Genomic DNA, 17,500 nt, shown 5'->3' with positions numbered 1-17,500 from the left:
GACTCACACAGTGCGGCGCAAATCACCAGCAGGTTACCAAAGAAATGTTCCATGGAAAATCCGTTCCCCATGAGTAAAGCCCCCTGTATCATCATGATACCCGTAACGGTGCTGATTAAGCCCAGCATACGCGTTTTATACAGCGGTTCTTTCAGCCAAAGTATGGCCATCAGCGCAGTTGCAGCCGGTGTCGCCCCGGTTAGGATACCTGCCTCACCCGCGCTGGTGTGTATCAGCCCCAACAATAAAAACATTCTAAACAAGAAAATGCCAAAGAGCGCCTGTAAAATCAGTGGCATCCATTCACGCAGCGACCTCTGTCGCAAAGTCTCTCTCAGCCTTTGCCGGCATAAGGGCAGCAAAGCAATTATGGCAAAAAAAAGACTGACCGCGGCAATGGTAAACGTCCCCACATCCCCGGCGACAAACCTGGCAGCAATGACCGACGTCCCCGCCAGCATAAAAGCTCCAGTCAAAAAAAGCGCACCCACAACCATCTGGATTGATAAATCCTCCTTTTTAATACTTTGTATACTTATGGGATTAGTTAGTTGTAAAATGATACAATATAAACTGGTACTATTTAAGATCCAGTTTGGCGCCAATATTAGGGTGCCAGTGGGAGGGTATATGTTAGGAATTGAATTGCGCCGGAACAGTGGTGTTTCTCTCGCACGCCAGATTTACCGGACTTTGCGGAACCAAATGACCGAGGGCCGACTAAAGCAGGGGGATGTGCTGCCTTCCACAAGGGAGTTGGCCAAGCATCTAACCGTGTCGCGCAATACGGTTTATGAAGCCTATGAAATGCTGTCAGCTGAAGGTTTCATCGAAAGCCGTCCAGGTTCGCAGACCCGTGTGGCGAACGGACTGCTGCTTGCGAAGGCGGATCCGCCCGCAGAGCACTTTGAAGAAGCAGTTCAAGCAACAATTTCATATCTCGTGGATTTCCAAACCGGCCAGCCAGATCTGCGTTACTTTCCCCAAAGCTCCTGGCTGCAGTATCTGCGTAAGGCCGCGGAAAGCCTGCCGCAAGAGCAATGGGGATATTCCGGGGCAGAAGGGATTCCGGCGCTTCGCCGGGAAATTGCCGGCTGGGTCTATCGCAGTAAGGGAATGACTGTTCACCCGCAAAATATATTTATTACTTCCGGGGCTACACAGGCGCTGCATTTATTGGCAGAGCTGCTGTCAGTGTATGGGAAAGATATTTTGATGGAGGATCCTTGTCATATGGGCATGTTAAGGGTGCTGCAGGGAAAGGGATTTAATATACTGCCTGTTCCCGTAGATAAACAGGGCCTTCAGACAGATTTCTTAAAGAACAGCGGTGCGTGCGCGATTTATGTAACCCCGTCACATCAGTTCCCTCTTGGAGGGATACTCCCGGCAACCCGTCGTGCCGCACTGATACGGTTTGCGCGAGAAAATGACCTGTTCATAATAGAAGACGATTATGACAGTGAATTCCGCTATTGTGGACCCCCGGTGGCCCCTCTTTATACGATGGACTCGCAAAGGGTTATTTATGTAGGAACATTCAGCAAAATTCTTTATCCTGCACTGCGGATCGGCTTTGTTGTGCTGCCCCGCCGGTTTCACAGCCAGTGGTGTTACTTGCGCAGGCATGTTGATGTGCAAAACCCTCCCTTTGAGCAGGCAGCACTTGCTAAATACTTACGCACCCGAAAACTGGACCGGCATGTGCGCAAGATGCGCAAGCTGTATGGACAAAGGCGGGAAATACTTCTTCAAGCCATAGAAGAGAAGTTTAGCAGAACATGGCATCCCTGGGGAGATGCTTCAGGTTTGCACCTCGCCTTGGAGTTCCCCGGCCTGCATTTTGATCAAGCCTTCCTATTGCGCTGTAAAGAGTCAGGAATTCGTATTGCCCTGGTAGATTATCACAGCATCAACAAGAACCTTCATTCTGATAAGCTGCTGCTGGGATATGGTCATCTGGAAGCGAAGGAAATTCGCCAAGGGGTATCGTTATTACACAAGTGCCTGCATGCAGCATCCCGCCGTTAATGACAAAGCCGCCGCGGAATAGTGTTCCTGCCTTTGTCATTGATTTATTGGCCAACGGCCTATGAACACAGTTTTTAAATTTAAGGCCCAGACCGATGGATGGGGTTGGAATCCTTTAACTCTTTCATTAAAAAATTAAAGTAGGTGATGGGGATGAATGATACAGTTAAGCTAATATTATCTCTGTCCCTGTCGGGCAGTATTCTTGCCGGTTTAATATTTACCGTTAAACTACTTTTTAAGCACAAGCTTTCTAAGTCTATTCAATATTATCTTTGGATTGTGGTACTCTTTAGATTTATGCTTCCGTTTTCATTTGAAGGAAGCATTACAAACATCAAAACCAACGTCCGTGGCCGTAAACTTTCAGAGTGCGGGCCAACCGGCGGACAACCCGGTAGACAATACAAGCAGTTCATCCTTATTGCCCAATGTTCAAAAAAACGCAGCTAATGGTGTTTATAATGGCGATTCCGACCATAAAAGATATTTTACAGATCTAATTAACCAGTATAACTCACAACATCCTGCTTAAACGGGGTGGCAGTACGTCTCGTCCAACCCAGTGGTATTGTGATAATCATTTTTTGATATGCAATATTTTCCTTTAAAGCTTTCTTATCTGTAAGACAATCTAAAAAAACATTTGCAACACTTATTTCTAAATTTTTTCTATAATGTTTATCAAGTCACACTTTAGCTTACTGAAGATGTTTTTGTTTTTTCGCCAATTATATAGATTAACGAAGGAAAAAATATAAATCAGGAAGAAATCTTGTTGCAAAAAACCTTCTTTGTTGTCTTTACTGCTGAAAGACATTTTAAAGGGGGTTTTTATTTTATGAAAAAATTTACCTGCATGGGTATTTTATCCTTATGGCGTTGCGTTTTTTCCGTCGTTGATTAATATATGAAATACATAATCTTTTTTTAAGTTTTTTTAAATTCTTTGTTTACAATTAACTTCGTTCTTTCTCTTTATTATTCGATAGTAAATCAGCTGCACAGTTCGGTAATCCAAGATGATGGACTAGTCTTAGGTTATCGTTATGTCCAGTTAATTGTGCAATCTATTTACTAATCTAATAATAAAATGAAAGAAGGGATTTTAATGTCATTGTCCACTTTTGTCCAAACAGCAAATGGAGAAGTAGGATATACCGAGGGACCAAATAATGATACTAAATACGGCTTGTGGTTTGGTTTAAATTATCAACCGTGGTGCTCCATATTTGTTGCTTGGTGTGCAAATGAGGCTGGTATTTTAACTACTGCAGCAACAGCAAGCGAACCTAATGTATATAAAACTGCATCTGTACAAACTTTATATAATTGGTATGCATCCAATAGACGCAATCTTACTCCATCGACCAACCCATCAAGTGCAAATTATCCTAAAGTTGGAGACCTTGCATTTATTGACGGTACTAGTAATCATGTTGGCATTATCGTTGCAGTAAGCTCCACTTCAATCACCACTGTAGAAGGCAACATCAGTGATCAAGTTACAAAAGTAACCTATTCAATGTCAACCTTGCGTAATAGTAACGGTAATACTATTTCTTATCTTGGAAGCAATAACACCCATTATTAAACCTAACACAGAGGCACATGATAATTTTCATGTGCCTCTGTATATCCATTGGTCATATAAACATACTAAACCTGGATATCAGCAGTTATTTAAGACCAGAGGTTGGATTAAAATCACTGGCTGTATCGATAACAACCATATTGGTGCGGACATCGCAAGTCACGCCGAAGTTCAGCATCTGGGCAATGTCGCGCAGCTTTAAATAATTGCTGTCCTCAATATTATAGCCGGCACCACCCATTTTAAGATCACCAATATAAAGCCTGGCTATGCTTACCTTGGCGGATACGCTTTCATGATTGCCGGAGCTGGTTAGTTCGCCGCCAACCGGCGTATACGCTGCTCTTGTTGTCAGTCTGACCGCGTTGTTTGTGCCATCCCAAACCATCTGAAATTGCTTGGCGGTCCCATTCAGCGCCGCTGCCAGGTCGCGCAGTTTAAAATAGTGGTCGCCCCCAATTTCATACACATTAAAGACAAAGGCTTTACCGTCCACCGATCCGGATATTTGCACGGGTGACGCAGTTACGCCTGGCGGGGTTACGTTTTTAGCGGTCGTAAACTGAATAGCGTTTTGGATTGCATATTGCTGTGCATACGAGCCATTCGAACAGATAATCGTAAGGCTGTCGCAACCCTCGAACGCCCTGTTGCCAATAGAGGTCACACTGTCCGGAATAGTGATGAAGCTCAAGTTGGCACACCTGTAAAATGCAGTATCGCTGATTGAAGTCACGCCATCCGGGATGGTTATTGAGATCAAACTCCCGCAGTCTTGAAACAAGCCCTCGTTTATTGACGTCACACCGCGGGGGATTGTGATTGCGGTTAATTTATTGCAATTGCAAAAGGCACCTTTTCCTATGCTTGTGATCGCTTCGGGAAATTTGATTGATTTCAAGCTGATGCAATGCAAGAATGCATTATCGCCAATTTGGGTTATGCTCTCCGGCATGGTGACTGATTGGAGATCTTTGCAGTTTGCAAAGGCGCGGGCGTTTATTTCGGTGACGGTATCCGGTATGGTATAGCTGGTGTAACTAACCGGAACATAGCAAAGTATTTTACCCTGGTCAATGATAACCGGTTTGGAAATACCGGTATAATTAAAAGGGGCTTCGCCGATTTGGGTCACACTAGCCGGGATGGTGACGGACTTGAGTTGGCTGCACCACTCAAAGGCATAATCGCCAATGGTGGTTACACCGTCCGGGATAGTCATGGAAGTGAGGTTGCTGCAATTCAAAAATGCGCTGCTGCTGATAGTGGTAACAGTATTGGGTATGGTATAGCTGGCTAGTTCGGGCGGCACATAACACAGCGTTTTTCCGTCGCTGGTGATGACGGGAGAGGAAATATTGGTTCCTGCAAAGGCCCTGGCTCCGATGGAGGTCAAACCGCTTCCGAGCATTACCGAGGTTAAGCTGCTGCAATTTCCAAACGCAGAGAAGCCAATGGAGGTCACGCTGTCAGGAATGGTAATGGAGGTTAAGCCGCTGCACTCACTAAACGCCCCCATACCAATGGAAGTTACGCCATCCGGGATGGTAATGGAGGTTAAACTGCTGCACCCAGCGAAGGCAGAGTTGCCAATGGACAGCACCGTATCAGGAATTGTGACCGATGTCAAGCCGGTGCAATTACCAAACGCACCTTCGCCAATGGATATGACCCCTTTGGGGATTATAACTGCTGAAATGCCGGGGCGATCGCCAAAAACTACATCCCCGATCACGGTAATTCCTAAATTGTCAGGAATATTTACGACCGTGTCGGAGCCTGTGTTACTTTGCGGTAAATCGCCGAATTCAACCGGGTCGGAGCCTACATAGTGTGTTAAAATACCGTTTTCAACAACAAAATCGCTTGCGCCGGCGGCAAAAGCAGTGCCGCTTAAGACAGAGATAAACACTGCTATAATAGTTAAAGTAAAAAAAGTTTTTTCTAATAAATTCATAACCACTTCTCCTCATAGACGATAATATCCTGTTTCATTAGGAACCCTCCTTATAACATTTCTTACTATATAAAGACAACCCAATTCTTTTTGCAACACCTTAATTAAAATTATTTTATTAAGGTCATGCTTTCAGGTATTTTATAAGGTTTCCTTTTAAAGATTTGCTGTTATTAAAAATAAATATGTAGCATTTATCCCAGGTGATTATCCGTTTGTCATCTTTGTTGACGAACAGCTTTTGTATCCCTTCCCTTTTCGGGGAAGGCTTATTTTTTGATTTTCTGTGTAAATCGGAGGAAAAGCATAAAAGTATAAATGAAAATGTTGCAAATTAATTCTTGGATTGTCTTATATAGACATAAAGGAAAAAGATAAAAATGTAAATGACTCATTATTAAGCCATTAAGGTAAAAACATGGAGTGAACGGTATATTATTTATAATTTAACCTTTAATTTACTGCTTGGCAATAAATTTCGTTCCATAACGTAAAATAGTACATCTCCATAAGAGTGTGAAAGGGTAGGAAAGCAGTTTAATTGCTGCGATTCCTGTTCTTTTTTTTATTGAAGAAGGTGAAACTGATGATAGAAAATTAATTTTCGAGGTTTACAAAGTTTGGCATTCCATCTCTTTAGCAGTCGAAGGGTGGTATGCCTAATGACTAAGGACCTGATTGTCCAATCACAAACAGGTGATAGCAGTGCGACTTTAACACTAATTAGAAAATTCGATCCGTTGTTAAGAAAATATGCTTATAAGCTCTATTATGATGATGCCTATAACGACCTTCTTTTTGATTTCATCGAGTTTCTCAATAATATTCGGCTTGATCGTATGCGCGACACAAGTGAAGGGATCCTCATTTCTTATATATCTACATCTATCCGCTAAAAGATTAATAGCCCTAAAAAGACTTCAGAATTTTGTACCGTATTCGGCTCTTAGCGACAGCGAACTTTATTATGCTGAAGCCGCATCGGCTACCACCGACCCATATCTAAAACTAGAATTGACAGGTATTGATCATGTGCTGACTGAATCGGAATTATCCATCGTCAAGATGATTTATTTGTTGGGCTATACAGTAACGGAGACTGCAGATATTTATGGAATTAGCAGACAAGCAGTCAACCAGACGAAAAGACGAGCTTTGCAAAAATTAGAAAAATGGTTTGAAAAAACCTTGCATAGGGTGAGTTAAAGTGGATATGTTTGTAAATAATCTCAAGATAATGCTTGCTCTTTTTGGAGGCGTTTTAGGATCTATAATAGGGGGAGTTGACTCTCTGGTTTATGCGCTGGTTGCGTTTATGGCAATTGATTATTTAACCGGCTTGCTGTTGGCGATTTACGAGAAGAAAGTTTCGAGTAATATCGGATTTAAAGGTATCTCCAAAAAGGTATTGATATTTGCCCTGGTTGCACTAGGAAATATTATTGACCAATATATAATTGGTTCGGGCAGTTTTCTCAGAACAATGCTTATCATGTTTTATCTGTCCAATGAAGGTATTAGCATACTCGAAAACGCCGCAAAAATGGAGATACCGTTTCCGCAAAAGCTCAAAGACATTCTCCTAAAGATTGATGGTACAGGTAAAAAATGACTTCAATGGTTACCCCTCTTCTAATTTTAAAAATAGTAAATATCAACGGGCATGAGAGAACGTTTGTCTTGAAAGACTCCCTGGTTACAATCATCTGGGAGATGGATAACCATATGTTTATGATTAAAATAGCGAAGCATTTTATGAACAGCAGCTATAAGTACGAAACCGGCGAGATTGAATTAATATGTTATCTTGCAGAAACTATCGGCGGAGAATTGAAATTGAATTTCCATACGGTGGTAGAGTGGGCTGAAAGAGATAAATTAAAGGAATTTGATTTTGCTCCGGCTGATATTCCTGTCCGGGAATGTTATGAGCATGGTATGAGTTAGCAGAAAGTATATTATAAAAATCAAACAAGGGAATAATAAAATGCTAAAGCCGGTTCCAGATGTCCTGAAAAAAAACCTTAAAATAATTTTTGTTGGCTTTAATCCCAGCATCCGCTCCTCGGAAACCGGGCACCACTTTGCCAACCCGAGCAATCGGTTCTGGAATATTTTGTACAGGGCTGGGTTAACATCCCGCAAGTACAGGCCGGAGGAGGATGTCGGTTTGCTAAAGTTGGGGTACGGCATGACCAATATGTGCCTCGTCCCACCCGGGCGGCCGCGGATATTACGAATCAGGAATATAAGAATGGAGCGGCGGAACTATACAGAAAGATAAGGTATTACAGGCCGCGTGTAGTGTGCTTTGTTGGCAAGAGAGTATATGAAAAATACAGTGGCTGGCGGAATGTGCCCTGGGGTAAGCAGGAAAAACCCATGGTATCCGGGGTAACTGACTTTGTGGCCCCTTCGTCAAGCGGCTTGGTACGCATGAAACTGGACGAGGTTGTAGTAATTTACAGTGGATTAAAAGACTTTACATAAAATGATCTAATCACAGAGAGCACGTTGATGATTACTTCAATGTGCTCTCTGTGTGTCGTGCCATTATGGACAGTTATTTTAGGTTGTCTGTAATGTCTACAGTCTACATGGTATTTTACCACTTCTTTATCTTGGAAATAAGACAAATGAAACGTCCCCCTGTCACCCCCCTGTCACCCCTGCCAGTTCCTCAATGCCTCTTAAAAACTGTTTGCACTGCTTTCAGGACAAACTCAGCGTCATTGATGGCCAATTCGGCGTCTTCCAGACTATACTCCTCGGTGGGAATAAAATCTTCAGCGCCATAAAAACTTAATTCCCTCTCCTTACGTAGTCGCTTGGAAATTTTTTTAATGTCATCCAAAGATTCAGCTAGGGCCAGGGGAAGCAAAGGGCGGTGCTTTTCCAGTGTCCGGCTTACATCATGGACTTTTGGCACTTCAACTCCAATGGCCCTTAAAACAGCCTTTAATAGAAGTTCTACCAGTTCTTGGGCTTCCCTGACTACATCAGAGTACGCCTCGTTATCTTTGTAAAAGGACAATGCCTTAAATCGAACTTGTGCCTTTTTTAGATAAGATAAAGACAGTTCATCAATCTTCACAAATCCATTCCCCCAAGGAAACCCATTTTCCCCGTTTTCCACTCCCAGGTGTTATTTGTCCGGCTCTTCCCGGCGCCTGATTTTAATAATAGATTTGCCGTTGAATTAATTATGCGGGTGATGATGTTTTCCGGATCGTAGATTATATAATTATATTCAACGAGATCAAAGTATATGGGGTGAACCTTTAGTGCTTCTTCCTGAGTAAGGATATAAGCGGAAAGTTCAATAAAAACGTCCTCTTGCTCATATAGTTTCTGAGCCAGTTTTTCGTGTTTCATTTCTATGTTTTCTACAAAATCACTAAGTCGACGACTAAAACCGGGAGCCTTGGTGAGGATAATTAACAGGTCAAGATCTGAGTTTTTACGGTTGTCCCCGCGGGCATAGGAACCGAAGACGGCGCAGCCCACAAGGGAATTGTTGTAATAACTAATAATTTCCTTCAGTACAGCGATAATATACTGGCTGTGCAAAGGCGAAAATACTTTCATTTTCGGTAGTATTTTTTCCGTCAAGGCAATCACCACTTAAAATATTTGATGGATTCATAATAACATAGGAAATAATTGGATGCAAATTATAATAAGGTGAATGGTGTCATCAATTGCTTTTCACAATAGAAATACCTTCTTTAAGTATAATTATACTTTGTGTTGCACCAGCCTGAACAGTTCCTTCAGTTCTGCGTTGGAAAGTTCGCTGATGCTGCTTTCGCCCGTGGCAACCGCCAGTTCAGCCAGTTCTCTTTTGGACGCCATCATAGTATTGATTTTTTCTTCGAAGGTGCCCAGGCTGATCAGGCGGTGGATCAGCACTGTCCTGGTCTGCCCTATTCTGTAGGTCCTGTCGGTGGCCTGGTCTTCCACGGCTGGGTTCCACCAGAGGTCGTAATGAATCACGTGGGTAGCTGCCGTTAAATTCAGCCCTGTTCCCCCGGCCTTGAGGGAAACCACCATAACGGGCGCGGCATCCTTATCTTTTTGGAATTCTTCAACCATGGCGTCCCGCTTTTGCCGGGACACTCCGCCGTGGAAGAATAAGGCATCTATCTGTAATTCATCCCGGATCAATTCTACCAGCAGTTCGCCCATTTCCTTGTACTGGGTGAAAACCAGCGTTTTTTCCCCGGCAGCCGCAATTTGTTCCAGCAGGTCCAGTGCCTTTGCGGCTTTACCTGAATGTTGCCTGGTAACCTTCCCTTTTTTGCTGTACTGCACCGGGTGGTTGCAAATTTGTTTGAGTGAGGTTATCAGTTTAAAGACCATGCCTTTACGGGTAATACCTTCACTTTGCTCTATCTCACTCATCACCTGTTCGAGCACCTGTTGGTATAGAGATGCTTGCTCTTTACTTAAATAACAGTTTTCTTCCTTAATTACTTTAGGCGGAAGGTCCTTGATAATCGACCGGTCGCTTTTAAGTCTGCGCAGCAGGAAAGGAGCGGTGGCTTTTTTAAAACGGTTAATGATCTCTTTGTCCCTGTATTTTTCAATAGGTATGGAAAAGCTATTGGCAAAATTCTTTCGTTCGCCCAGATAACCGCTGTTGATGAAGTCAAAAATACTCCACATCTCCATTAGCCTGTTTTCCACCGGGGTTCCGCTCATGGCGATACGGGCCCCGGCCGATAGGGCTTTCACCGCCCTGGTCTGATCACTTTCAGGATTCTTAATGTTCTGGGCCTCATCAATGATGACCAGGCTCCAAATATTTCTTTTAAATTTAACCCGATCCCGGCGTAATATGCCATAAGAAGTGATCATCAGGTCCACGCCTTTGGTGTTTAATCTGCGGTCGCTGCCGTGGTAGACGGCCACCTTCAGTGAGGGGGCAAATTTGCTGCATTCTTTAACCCAGTTACCGATCAGGGTAGTTGGGCACACTACCAGGGCGGGCTTGGTAAGCCAACCTTGTTCGCTTAGCTTCAACAGTACGGCGATTACCTGAATCGTCTTGCCCAAACCCATGTCGTCGGCCAGGCAGGACCCCAGGCCCCTGACGGCAAGGTTATACAGCCACTTAAAGCCCCTGTGCTGGTAGGGGCGCAGGTCGGCCTGTAAGCCGGTCGGCAAAACAACCTCCTCCGGCATACTCAAGTCGTTCACCAGTTGCTGTAACATTCGGTCGGGGTTAAAAACAGCCCCCGCTGCTTCACCGGTGGCTGCGGCCCGCAATACTTCCATTGAGGAAAGCCGGGGTACCGGGTTGCGCAGTTTGGCTAAAATACTCTCAACTTCTTGTGGTTTAAGAAGCAGGTACTGCTCTTTGAATTTGACTACGCCCGACGCAGACTCAGCCAACCGGCGAAATTCTTCCCCGGTCATGGTGACATCGCCCAGGGACACTTGCCAGGTAAATTCCAGCATCTCGTCCAGGTTGAAATAGGAGACGTTTTTTTCACTGCTCTTCGCTGTCCTAGCCGCCAGCGCCAACCGGGGTACGGCCATTTGCTTCAATTCTTTGGGGACCATCACCCTGATGCCCAGCAGGGAACAGATCTGTTGTCCCCCGGTGACAAATTCGGCCAGGTTTGGTGGGGAAAGGTTGGCCTGTTTATTCCCTTTATGGCTTAACAGCTTTTTCAGGATGGGAATATGTGCACCGGCAATGGTTAACTGGTGGGCTATTTCCCGGCGGGCAAATGCAGTCGGCCGGGAAAAAAGTTCTTTTTTGTCTGTAAACAATTCTTTTAAAGGCAGCACCGGCGCCAGCGGGTCTTTTTTGTTTTCAACATACACTTTAAGAGAGAATTTTTCACTGCCGGAGCGGGGCAGTCCTATTTTAAGCACCGGAGCAATTTCGTTGGGGCGCAGGTTGAGCCAGCCAAGCCAGTCTGAGATGGCCTTTGCTGTTTGTTCTTCTTCGAATTTTCCCACCAGGTAAGGTTCCCCACAGAAAAATGCCCTGACCGTTTTATCACCGGCACTGGGATTTATATCGGAAAAACGGTCGACCAGATGGGTTAGGATCAGGGTCAGCAATTCTTCCACTGCCGCAGTACCTTCTAAAATCCCCTTTTCCTTCCGGCAAAAGATCATACCGGGTGGCATTATCGAAGCGAGATACTCCACCATCTGCGGCAATTTTCCGGACCTGTCCATTGGCCGGTAAACAACATAAAAATTCCCCTGCCCGCTGGTCTTTGCTTTATCTGTATCCAGGCTTCTTAAAACCGGGATAAAAGAAGACGACCTGGCCAGTGCCTGGGCTAGTGCCGTGGTTGCGCATAAGAAATCCGTCCAGGGAGATGTGCGGTGGGCGGACAGTTTAAAGGGCAGGGCAAGGAAAAGATCCCAAACAGCCTCTGCCGGCAGCAGTACACCCCTTTTTCTTTTCAGGACCATTTTCTCTCCCGCTGCCACGGGTATATCCAACATTATGTTTTCCCCGGCCGGGGAAAACATAATGTTGGGGTCGCTTTTTCTCTCCCCGGAAGCAGTTAACAAGGATATGAAAAAGTACAGCTTATGCTGGAACCGCTGCTTACTATGGTTATCAAGCAGAAATTTATTAATTTCCGCGGTGGTAGGATAAATGAGGGTAAAGGCCATGTCCTTGAAGGAAAAGTTGTTTTCCAACAGCATAAGGTTGGACACGGAACGGGATATATTCTTATAAGCTTTCAACAACAGAGCTTTAAAGTCTCCACCGGAGTAAAAAAGGGGCGTATCGCCCAAAAGTGTAAATATGGACTCGCTCTCTTTGCTATCGGCCAGGGCGCTTAAGTCGACCGGTATTTCTTCCGCCGGCTCTGTTTTATGTGCTGCTGCCTCGCTACCTGGCAAGGGAATAATGGTTTCCTGATAAGGTGCAAAAGCGGGCGTACCGGCAGCCGGGAAGCAAGGGAAGGGTTCTGTTAATTCTTCGGATGCAGCAAGGTAACCTTCCCCTTGCTTCCCGATAAAACCTGCCTCCCGCATTAACTCCCGGGGCTTGATATTATGTAATTTAAACAGGATTAAAGGATCCTTGTCGATTTCGTTGGCCATGATATAATAAACAGCTGCCAGGTGTTTACACGGGTTGGCCCAGTCCGGGCAGGAACAATGGGCGATTATATCATTCCAAGATTCGGGCAAAAGAGAGATGTTATGCTTCTCCAAAAGTTGCAGGATGTTTTCGGGAAGCCGACCCATAGATAGTTCAGCAGCCAGGGCCGGGTCTTCAGCTATTATGGCCCCGGCGGTTTCCTTTGCCCGCTGCGAAAATTCATTGAGTCTGATTTCTATTTTATATGGGGTAGGGCGGGTGCCCTTTACCCTTGCATATACTCTTCCTGTTGCATCTATTTTAATTTCACTCACTCTACCCGCGTTGGCGTAACTTCTCCCCCGGGGGAGCCGATTGGTGTTTTGGTCTATTCTTTCCAGTGCTTCGACCCAGGCGTTACCCCACCAGGTCCTGCCATATTTTCTGCCCCTTGCCATTTCAATGTCCCCCCGCTGGCACCTAAGTAATATAAACTCATATAATTAATACTTTACTTCGATAACAATTTTGCAAATCCTGTCGAGCTTTAGTCCATTATCTTAACAAACTGGGGTTGGCCTCCGCCGTCTTAATAAGAATGGCGGGATGTTATTATTCAATATGGATCCTCTAATAATGTTGGTGATTTATTTGTCACCTAGAAGGTGCAACCGGTTGCTAACATTGCCTCTGGTTTGATATTAAAACTGATTTTTGAGGATGGGTTAAAGAAACAGGTGCTTAATTGTGCACAAACTGTTATGAATGCCATTGCGCAGTCAGCAGACTTAATTACAAATATTAACCCTGCCTTCCAGGAATTAACGGCAACCAGTCAAATAGTAGTTGAGGAAACCAGGGACGCTGCCAGGCAGGTTGAGGATACGGCTAATATTTTAAGTTTTATTCGTCGCGTTTCTGATCAGACCAAATTATTGGGGTTAAATGCAGCTATTGAAGCGGCAAGGGCAGGAGAGCACGGAAGAGGGTTTACTGTGGTGGCGGGAGAAATCCGCAAGCTGGCCGAAGAGAGTAATAAATCTGCAGCGGAAATCAACAAAATGTTGCAACATTTTAAAAACACTATTATCAGCATGGGTGAAGATATTGTTCGTGAGGGATCTGGAAAGCCAATCGGCTTTCCAGATCCCTCCAAAGAGGGTCTGTCCCTCACCGCGTTAATTAGCTAAAGAAAATATATAAAATTAGCACCAATAAAAGCTACCAAATTGACGGGGGTTTTTTCATAACGTTCATTTCGATTGTTAAAGACAATCACAAATTCTAAAACCCTTGCCTTACTCGCATTCTTTTATGCTTTGTTCTAATTTGAACGTTTCTGAAATAACTGGTATATGAGATCGATTCCGGTCTCTTACACCAAGCCATTTTTCATAACTCCCTTGATCCTCGTCAGAGGCTTCGGGGTTGTTCTTTTTTAGAGTTTAACCTCTTTTGATCCTGACCGAACGGGTCTGGCCAAAATTATTACATTGATAATTCTTCAATTAGATCCAGTTCTAGTTGGCGGATAAACCTCCGAACGATTTCCTTTTTTCTCTGTTAGAACCTTCTTGCATTACAATGTTAAGAAAGAAGTTTTTAAATGGTGCACACTGTGACCCGCTAGTTGAATGGCCTAAATTACTTGTTGCACTAAAGCCCTCAAAATGATAATATAACAAATGTCACTGCTACGATGCAGCGTAAAAACCAAAACAGGGCAATAATGGTAAGCGGCACATTCAATAAAGCCGCTGCGCCAACCACAAATTGCCTTTGACAAAGACCGACCCAAAGTGATACAATACAATTCCGGTCGCAAAACGGCCGCACGGTCCTTGAAAACTAAACAGTGCAAAGAGATGGAAAACGGACGCCAGTCGTGGTTGGTCAGCAATGACCGAACAAAGCGACGGCGACCAACCAAACCTCGTCAAACGAATCTAAGAGCCAGAGCCAAAGCGAAATAGCAATGGTAGCAGCTTTTAGCAAACGAATAAACGAGTAATTCATTAAAAGAGCAAGATTAAACTCACTTAAAAAGCAAACGGGCACAAGCTGTAATAAGGTAATCCAGTTAAACAAGCCGGACACCCAAAAGCAGTCAAACCCGCGAAGCATAAATTTTTATGGAGAGTTTGATCCTGGCTCAGGACGAACGCTGGCGGCGTGCTTAACACATGCAAGTCGAACGGTTCTCGAAGTTCGAGGTTGGATGTTCGAAGTTCGAAAAAGGAAAGCAATTCGAGCCTCGAATACCGAACCTCGAACTTCGAGGATAGTGGCGGACGGGTGAGTAACGCGTGGATAACCTGCCCAATAGCCTGGGATAACGCCGGGAAACTGGTGCTAATACCGGATACGTTCATTGAACTGCATAGTTCGATGAAGAAAGGTGCAAACCGCTACTGGATGGGTCCGCGTCCCATTAGCTAGTTGGTAGGGTAACGGCCTACCAAGGCGACGATGGGTAGCCGGCCTGAGAGGGCGACCGGCCACACTGGAACTGAGACACGGTCCAGACTCCTACGGGAGGCAGCAGTGGGGAATCTTCCGCAATGGGCGCAAGCCTGACGGAGCAACGCCGCGTGAGTGACGAAGGTCTTCGGATTGTAAAACTCTGTCCAAAGGGAAGAAGAAAGTGACGGTACCTTTGGAGGAAGCCCCGGCTAACTACGTGCCAGCAGCCGCGGTAAAACGTAGGGGGCAAGCGTTGTCCGGAATTACTGGGCGTAAAGGGCGTGTAGGCGGCTCTACAAGTTAGAAGTGAAACCTATCAGCTCAACTGATAGCCTGCTTCTAAAACTGTCGGGCTTGAGTGCAGTAGAGGGGAGTGGAATTCCCAGTGTAGCGGTGAAATGCGTAGATATTGGGAGGAACACCAGTGGCGAAAGCGGCTCCCTGGCCTGTAACTGACGCTGAGGCGCGAAAGCGTGGGTAGCAAACAGGATTAGATACCCTGGTAGTCCACGCCGTAAACGATGGGTGCTAGGTGTTGGGGGTATCGACCCCCCCAGTGCCGCAGTTAACGCAATAAGCACCCCGCCTGGGGAGTACGGCCGCAAGGCTGAAACTCAAAGGAATTGACGGGGGCCCGCACAAGCGGTGGAGTATGTGGTTTAATTCGACGCAACGCGAAGAACCTTACCAGGTCTTGACATCTCCTGATCGTCATGGAAACATGATCTTTCCCTTCGGGGAACAGGAAGACAGGTGGTGCATGGTTGTCGTCAGCTCGTGTCGTGAGATGTTGGGTTAAGTCCCGCAACGAGCGCAACCCCTACCTTTAGTTGCCAGCATGTAGAGATGGGCACTCTAAAGGGACTGCCGTTGACAAAACGGAGGAAGGTGGGGATGACGTCAAATCATCATGCCCTTTATGATCTGGGCTACACACGTACTACAATGGCCGGTACAGACGGAAGCGCAGCCGTGAGGTGAAGCGAACCCGATAAAGCCGGTCCCAGTTCGGATTGCAGGCTGCAACTCGCCTGCATGAAGTCGGAATCGCTAGTAATCGCAGGTCAGCATACTGCGGTGAATACGTTCCCGGGCCTTGTACACACCGCCCGTCACACCACGAAAGTTGGCAACACCCGAAGCCGGTGAGTTAACCGTAAGGAAACAGCCGTCGAAGGTGGGGTCGGTAATTGGGGTGAAGTCGTAACAAGGTAGCCGTATCGGAAGGTGCGGCTGGATCACCTCCTTTCTAAGGAGATACTCGAAGTTCGAATACGAACATCGATAATCCTAGGTCGGTCATCTCATAAAGCACTGTTTGGTTTTGAGGGACTACGAAGCGACGTAAGACAAAAGTCAGACGTCGCAAATAGTCTCCAATTAAAAAAGTCGGACAAGCCGAAGACATTGGACAACCGGTACAAAAGGTTAAACCAATATCCAGAAGCTAAACTCCGATGTTCCTTGAAAACTGCACAGCGAAAGCAAGTAAAGTAAAGCACAGGTAAAAACACAAGACGCCGAGACCAAAAGGTCAAGCTAACAAGAGCGTACGGTGGATGCCTGGGCGCTAAGGGCCGAAGAAGGACGTGGTAAGCTGCGAAAAGCTACGGTGAGCCGCAAGCAGGCATAGATCCGTAGATCTCCGAATGGGGCAACCCGTTACCAGTAACGAGGTAACATCTTATGCTGAATCCATAGGCATAAGAAGGGCACCCGGTGAACTGAAACATCTAAGTAGCCGGAGGAACAGAAATCAACCGAGAACCCCCAAGTAGCGGCGAGCGAACAGGGGCCAGCCTAAACCTATTTTGCGTGCAAAATAGGGGTTGCGGGACTCTCGAAAGCGGACTAATAGCCTTAGCCGAACCCGCCAGGAACGGCGGGCCACAGAAGGTAACAGCCCTGTAGGCGAAAAGGCAACGAGTTTAGAGAGCATCCCAAGTACCGCGGGACACGAGAAACCCCGTGGGAATCAGGGAGGACCACCTTCCAAGGCTAAATACCCTTAGCGACCGATAGCGCACAAGTACCGTGAGGGAAAGGTGAAAAGCACCCCGGGAGGGGAGTGAAACAGAACCTGAAACCGTACGCTTACAATCAGTCAGAGCACAATTAACGTGTGATGGCGTACTTTTTGTAGAACGGACCGGCGAGTTACATTTAGCGTGCCAGGTTAAGGCTGACCAAGGCCGTCAACCGCAGCGAAAGCAAGTCTAAAAAGGGCGCACGTAGTACGCTGAAGTAGACCCGAAACCGGGTGATCTACCCATGTCCAGAGTGAAGCGGAAGTAACATTTCGTGGAGGCTCGAACCAACCGTCGTTGAAAAGGCGGTGGATGAGGTGTGGGTAGGGGTGAAATGCCAATCGAACCCGGAGATAGCTGGT

General features: G+C 45.7%; 15 protein-coding genes and 2 rRNA genes (2 of these 17 running past the window's edge). 12 read left to right on the top strand and 5 right to left on the bottom strand.

All coding sequences use genetic code 11. From position 1 onward, the window contains the following. Positions 1-497, bottom strand: partial view of a DMT family transporter gene (locus tag DESGI_RS19300; protein ID WP_006524725.1) — the 5' portion only. Its footprint begins 442 nt before the window's first position; 497 of the gene's 939 nt are visible here — the first part of the coding sequence; its start codon is at positions 495-497; its stop codon lies beyond the left edge, outside the window. A gap of 133 nt (positions 498-630) precedes the next feature. Here DESGI_RS19300 and pdxR point away from each other — a divergent pair, with 133 nt between their 5' ends. The 3 genes from pdxR to DESGI_RS19285 all read left to right on the top strand — a co-directional run bounded on the left by pdxR (position 631) and on the right by DESGI_RS19285 (position 3,625). Beyond that, complete coding sequence (gene pdxR / locus DESGI_RS19295) at positions 631-2,031, top strand: MocR-like pyridoxine biosynthesis transcription factor PdxR (RefSeq protein ID WP_041285001.1); 1,401 nt, start codon at positions 631-633, stop codon at positions 2,029-2,031. Positions 2,032-2,184: 153 nt separating this feature from the next. After that, entirely contained in the window at positions 2,185-2,484 is a 300-nt protein-coding gene (locus tag DESGI_RS19290) for a M56 family metallopeptidase (protein WP_006524727.1), read from the top strand. Between the two features lie 658 nt (positions 2,485-3,142). Next, complete coding sequence (locus DESGI_RS19285; protein ID WP_006524728.1) at positions 3,143-3,625, top strand: CHAP domain-containing protein; 483 nt, start codon at positions 3,143-3,145, stop codon at positions 3,623-3,625. 85 nt (positions 3,626-3,710) lie between these two features. Here the strand turns inward: DESGI_RS19285 and DESGI_RS23380 are convergent, their stop codons facing one another. Beyond that, positions 3,711-5,582, bottom strand: a complete 1,872-nt coding sequence (locus DESGI_RS23380) for a leucine-rich repeat domain-containing protein (RefSeq protein ID WP_006524729.1) — start codon at positions 5,580-5,582, stop codon at positions 3,711-3,713. 662 nt (positions 5,583-6,244) lie between these two features. On the opposite strand from DESGI_RS23380, the gene DESGI_RS25885 reads away from it, so the two are divergent. Genes DESGI_RS25885 through DESGI_RS25875 form a run of 6 tightly spaced genes read left to right on the top strand, consistent with a single transcriptional unit; the run spans position 6,245 to position 8,072 of the window. Further along, positions 6,245-6,478, top strand: coding sequence for a hypothetical protein (locus tag DESGI_RS25885; RefSeq protein ID WP_006524730.1), 234 nt, complete (start codon positions 6,245-6,247; stop codon positions 6,476-6,478). Next, positions 6,435-6,788 (top strand): sigma factor-like helix-turn-helix DNA-binding protein, encoded by a 354-nt coding sequence (locus DESGI_RS19275; RefSeq protein WP_245561124.1) that lies wholly within the window; start codon positions 6,435-6,437, stop codon positions 6,786-6,788. Before DESGI_RS25885 ends, DESGI_RS19275 begins: the two co-directional genes overlap by 44 nt. Positions 6,789-6,795: 7 nt before the next feature. Then, complete coding sequence (locus DESGI_RS19270) at positions 6,796-7,194, top strand: phage holin family protein (RefSeq protein WP_006524731.1); 399 nt, start codon at positions 6,796-6,798, stop codon at positions 7,192-7,194. After that, positions 7,191-7,529: an NUDIX hydrolase gene (locus tag DESGI_RS25415; protein ID WP_006524732.1), complete on the top strand. Its 339-nt coding sequence runs from the start codon at positions 7,191-7,193 to the stop codon at positions 7,527-7,529. Before DESGI_RS19270 ends, DESGI_RS25415 begins: the two co-directional genes overlap by 4 nt. 40 nt (positions 7,530-7,569) lie before the next feature. Next, positions 7,570-7,866 (top strand): mismatch-specific DNA-glycosylase, encoded by a 297-nt coding sequence (locus tag DESGI_RS25880; RefSeq protein ID WP_006524733.1) that lies wholly within the window; start codon positions 7,570-7,572, stop codon positions 7,864-7,866. Further along, positions 7,785-8,072 (top strand): uracil-DNA glycosylase family protein, encoded by a 288-nt coding sequence (locus DESGI_RS25875; RefSeq protein ID WP_245561244.1) that lies wholly within the window; start codon positions 7,785-7,787, stop codon positions 8,070-8,072. Before DESGI_RS25880 ends, DESGI_RS25875 begins: the two co-directional genes overlap by 82 nt. A 190-nt stretch (positions 8,073-8,262) precedes the next feature. Here DESGI_RS25875 and DESGI_RS19255 read toward each other — a convergent pair whose 3' ends face one another. The 3 genes from DESGI_RS19255 to DESGI_RS19245 form a co-directional block, all read right to left on the bottom strand. Then, positions 8,263-8,676, bottom strand: a complete 414-nt coding sequence (locus tag DESGI_RS19255; RefSeq protein WP_006524734.1) for a HEPN domain-containing protein — start codon at positions 8,674-8,676, stop codon at positions 8,263-8,265. After that, positions 8,673-9,203 (bottom strand): nucleotidyltransferase domain-containing protein, encoded by a 531-nt coding sequence (locus DESGI_RS19250; RefSeq protein ID WP_435050901.1) that lies wholly within the window; start codon positions 9,201-9,203, stop codon positions 8,673-8,675. Before DESGI_RS19250 ends, DESGI_RS19255 begins: the two co-directional genes overlap by 4 nt. 117 nt (positions 9,204-9,320) lie before the next feature. Next, a complete protein-coding gene (locus tag DESGI_RS19245) occupies positions 9,321-13,106 on the bottom strand; it encodes an SNF2-related protein (RefSeq protein ID WP_006524736.1) in 3,786 nt (1,261 codons plus the stop codon). Between the two features lie 279 nt (positions 13,107-13,385). Here DESGI_RS19245 and DESGI_RS26235 point away from each other — a divergent pair, with 279 nt between their 5' ends. The 3 genes from DESGI_RS26235 to DESGI_RS19220 all read left to right on the top strand — a co-directional run. Further along, the gene (locus DESGI_RS26235; protein ID WP_281168062.1) at positions 13,386-13,838 is read left to right on the top strand and encodes a methyl-accepting chemotaxis protein; all 453 of its coding nucleotides are present in this window, start codon (positions 13,386-13,388) and stop codon (positions 13,836-13,838) included. A 939-nt stretch (positions 13,839-14,777) separates the two neighbouring features. Next, positions 14,778-16,360, top strand: a 16S ribosomal RNA gene (locus DESGI_RS19230). Positions 16,361-16,643: 283 nt separating this feature from the next. After that, positions 16,644-17,500: ribosomal RNA gene (locus DESGI_RS19220) — 23S ribosomal RNA — on the top strand (it continues 2,224 nt past the right edge of the window). Together the 16S and 23S rRNA genes form the textbook arrangement of a ribosomal RNA operon.

Origin of the sequence: Desulfoscipio gibsoniae DSM 7213, assembly GCF_000233715.2 — a bacterium.
Lineage (GTDB): Bacteria > Bacillota > Desulfotomaculia > Desulfotomaculales > Desulfallaceae > Sporotomaculum > Sporotomaculum gibsoniae.
Note: the sequence above shows the minus strand (reverse complement) of the source record. Positions and strands in the feature narration are given on the sequence as shown.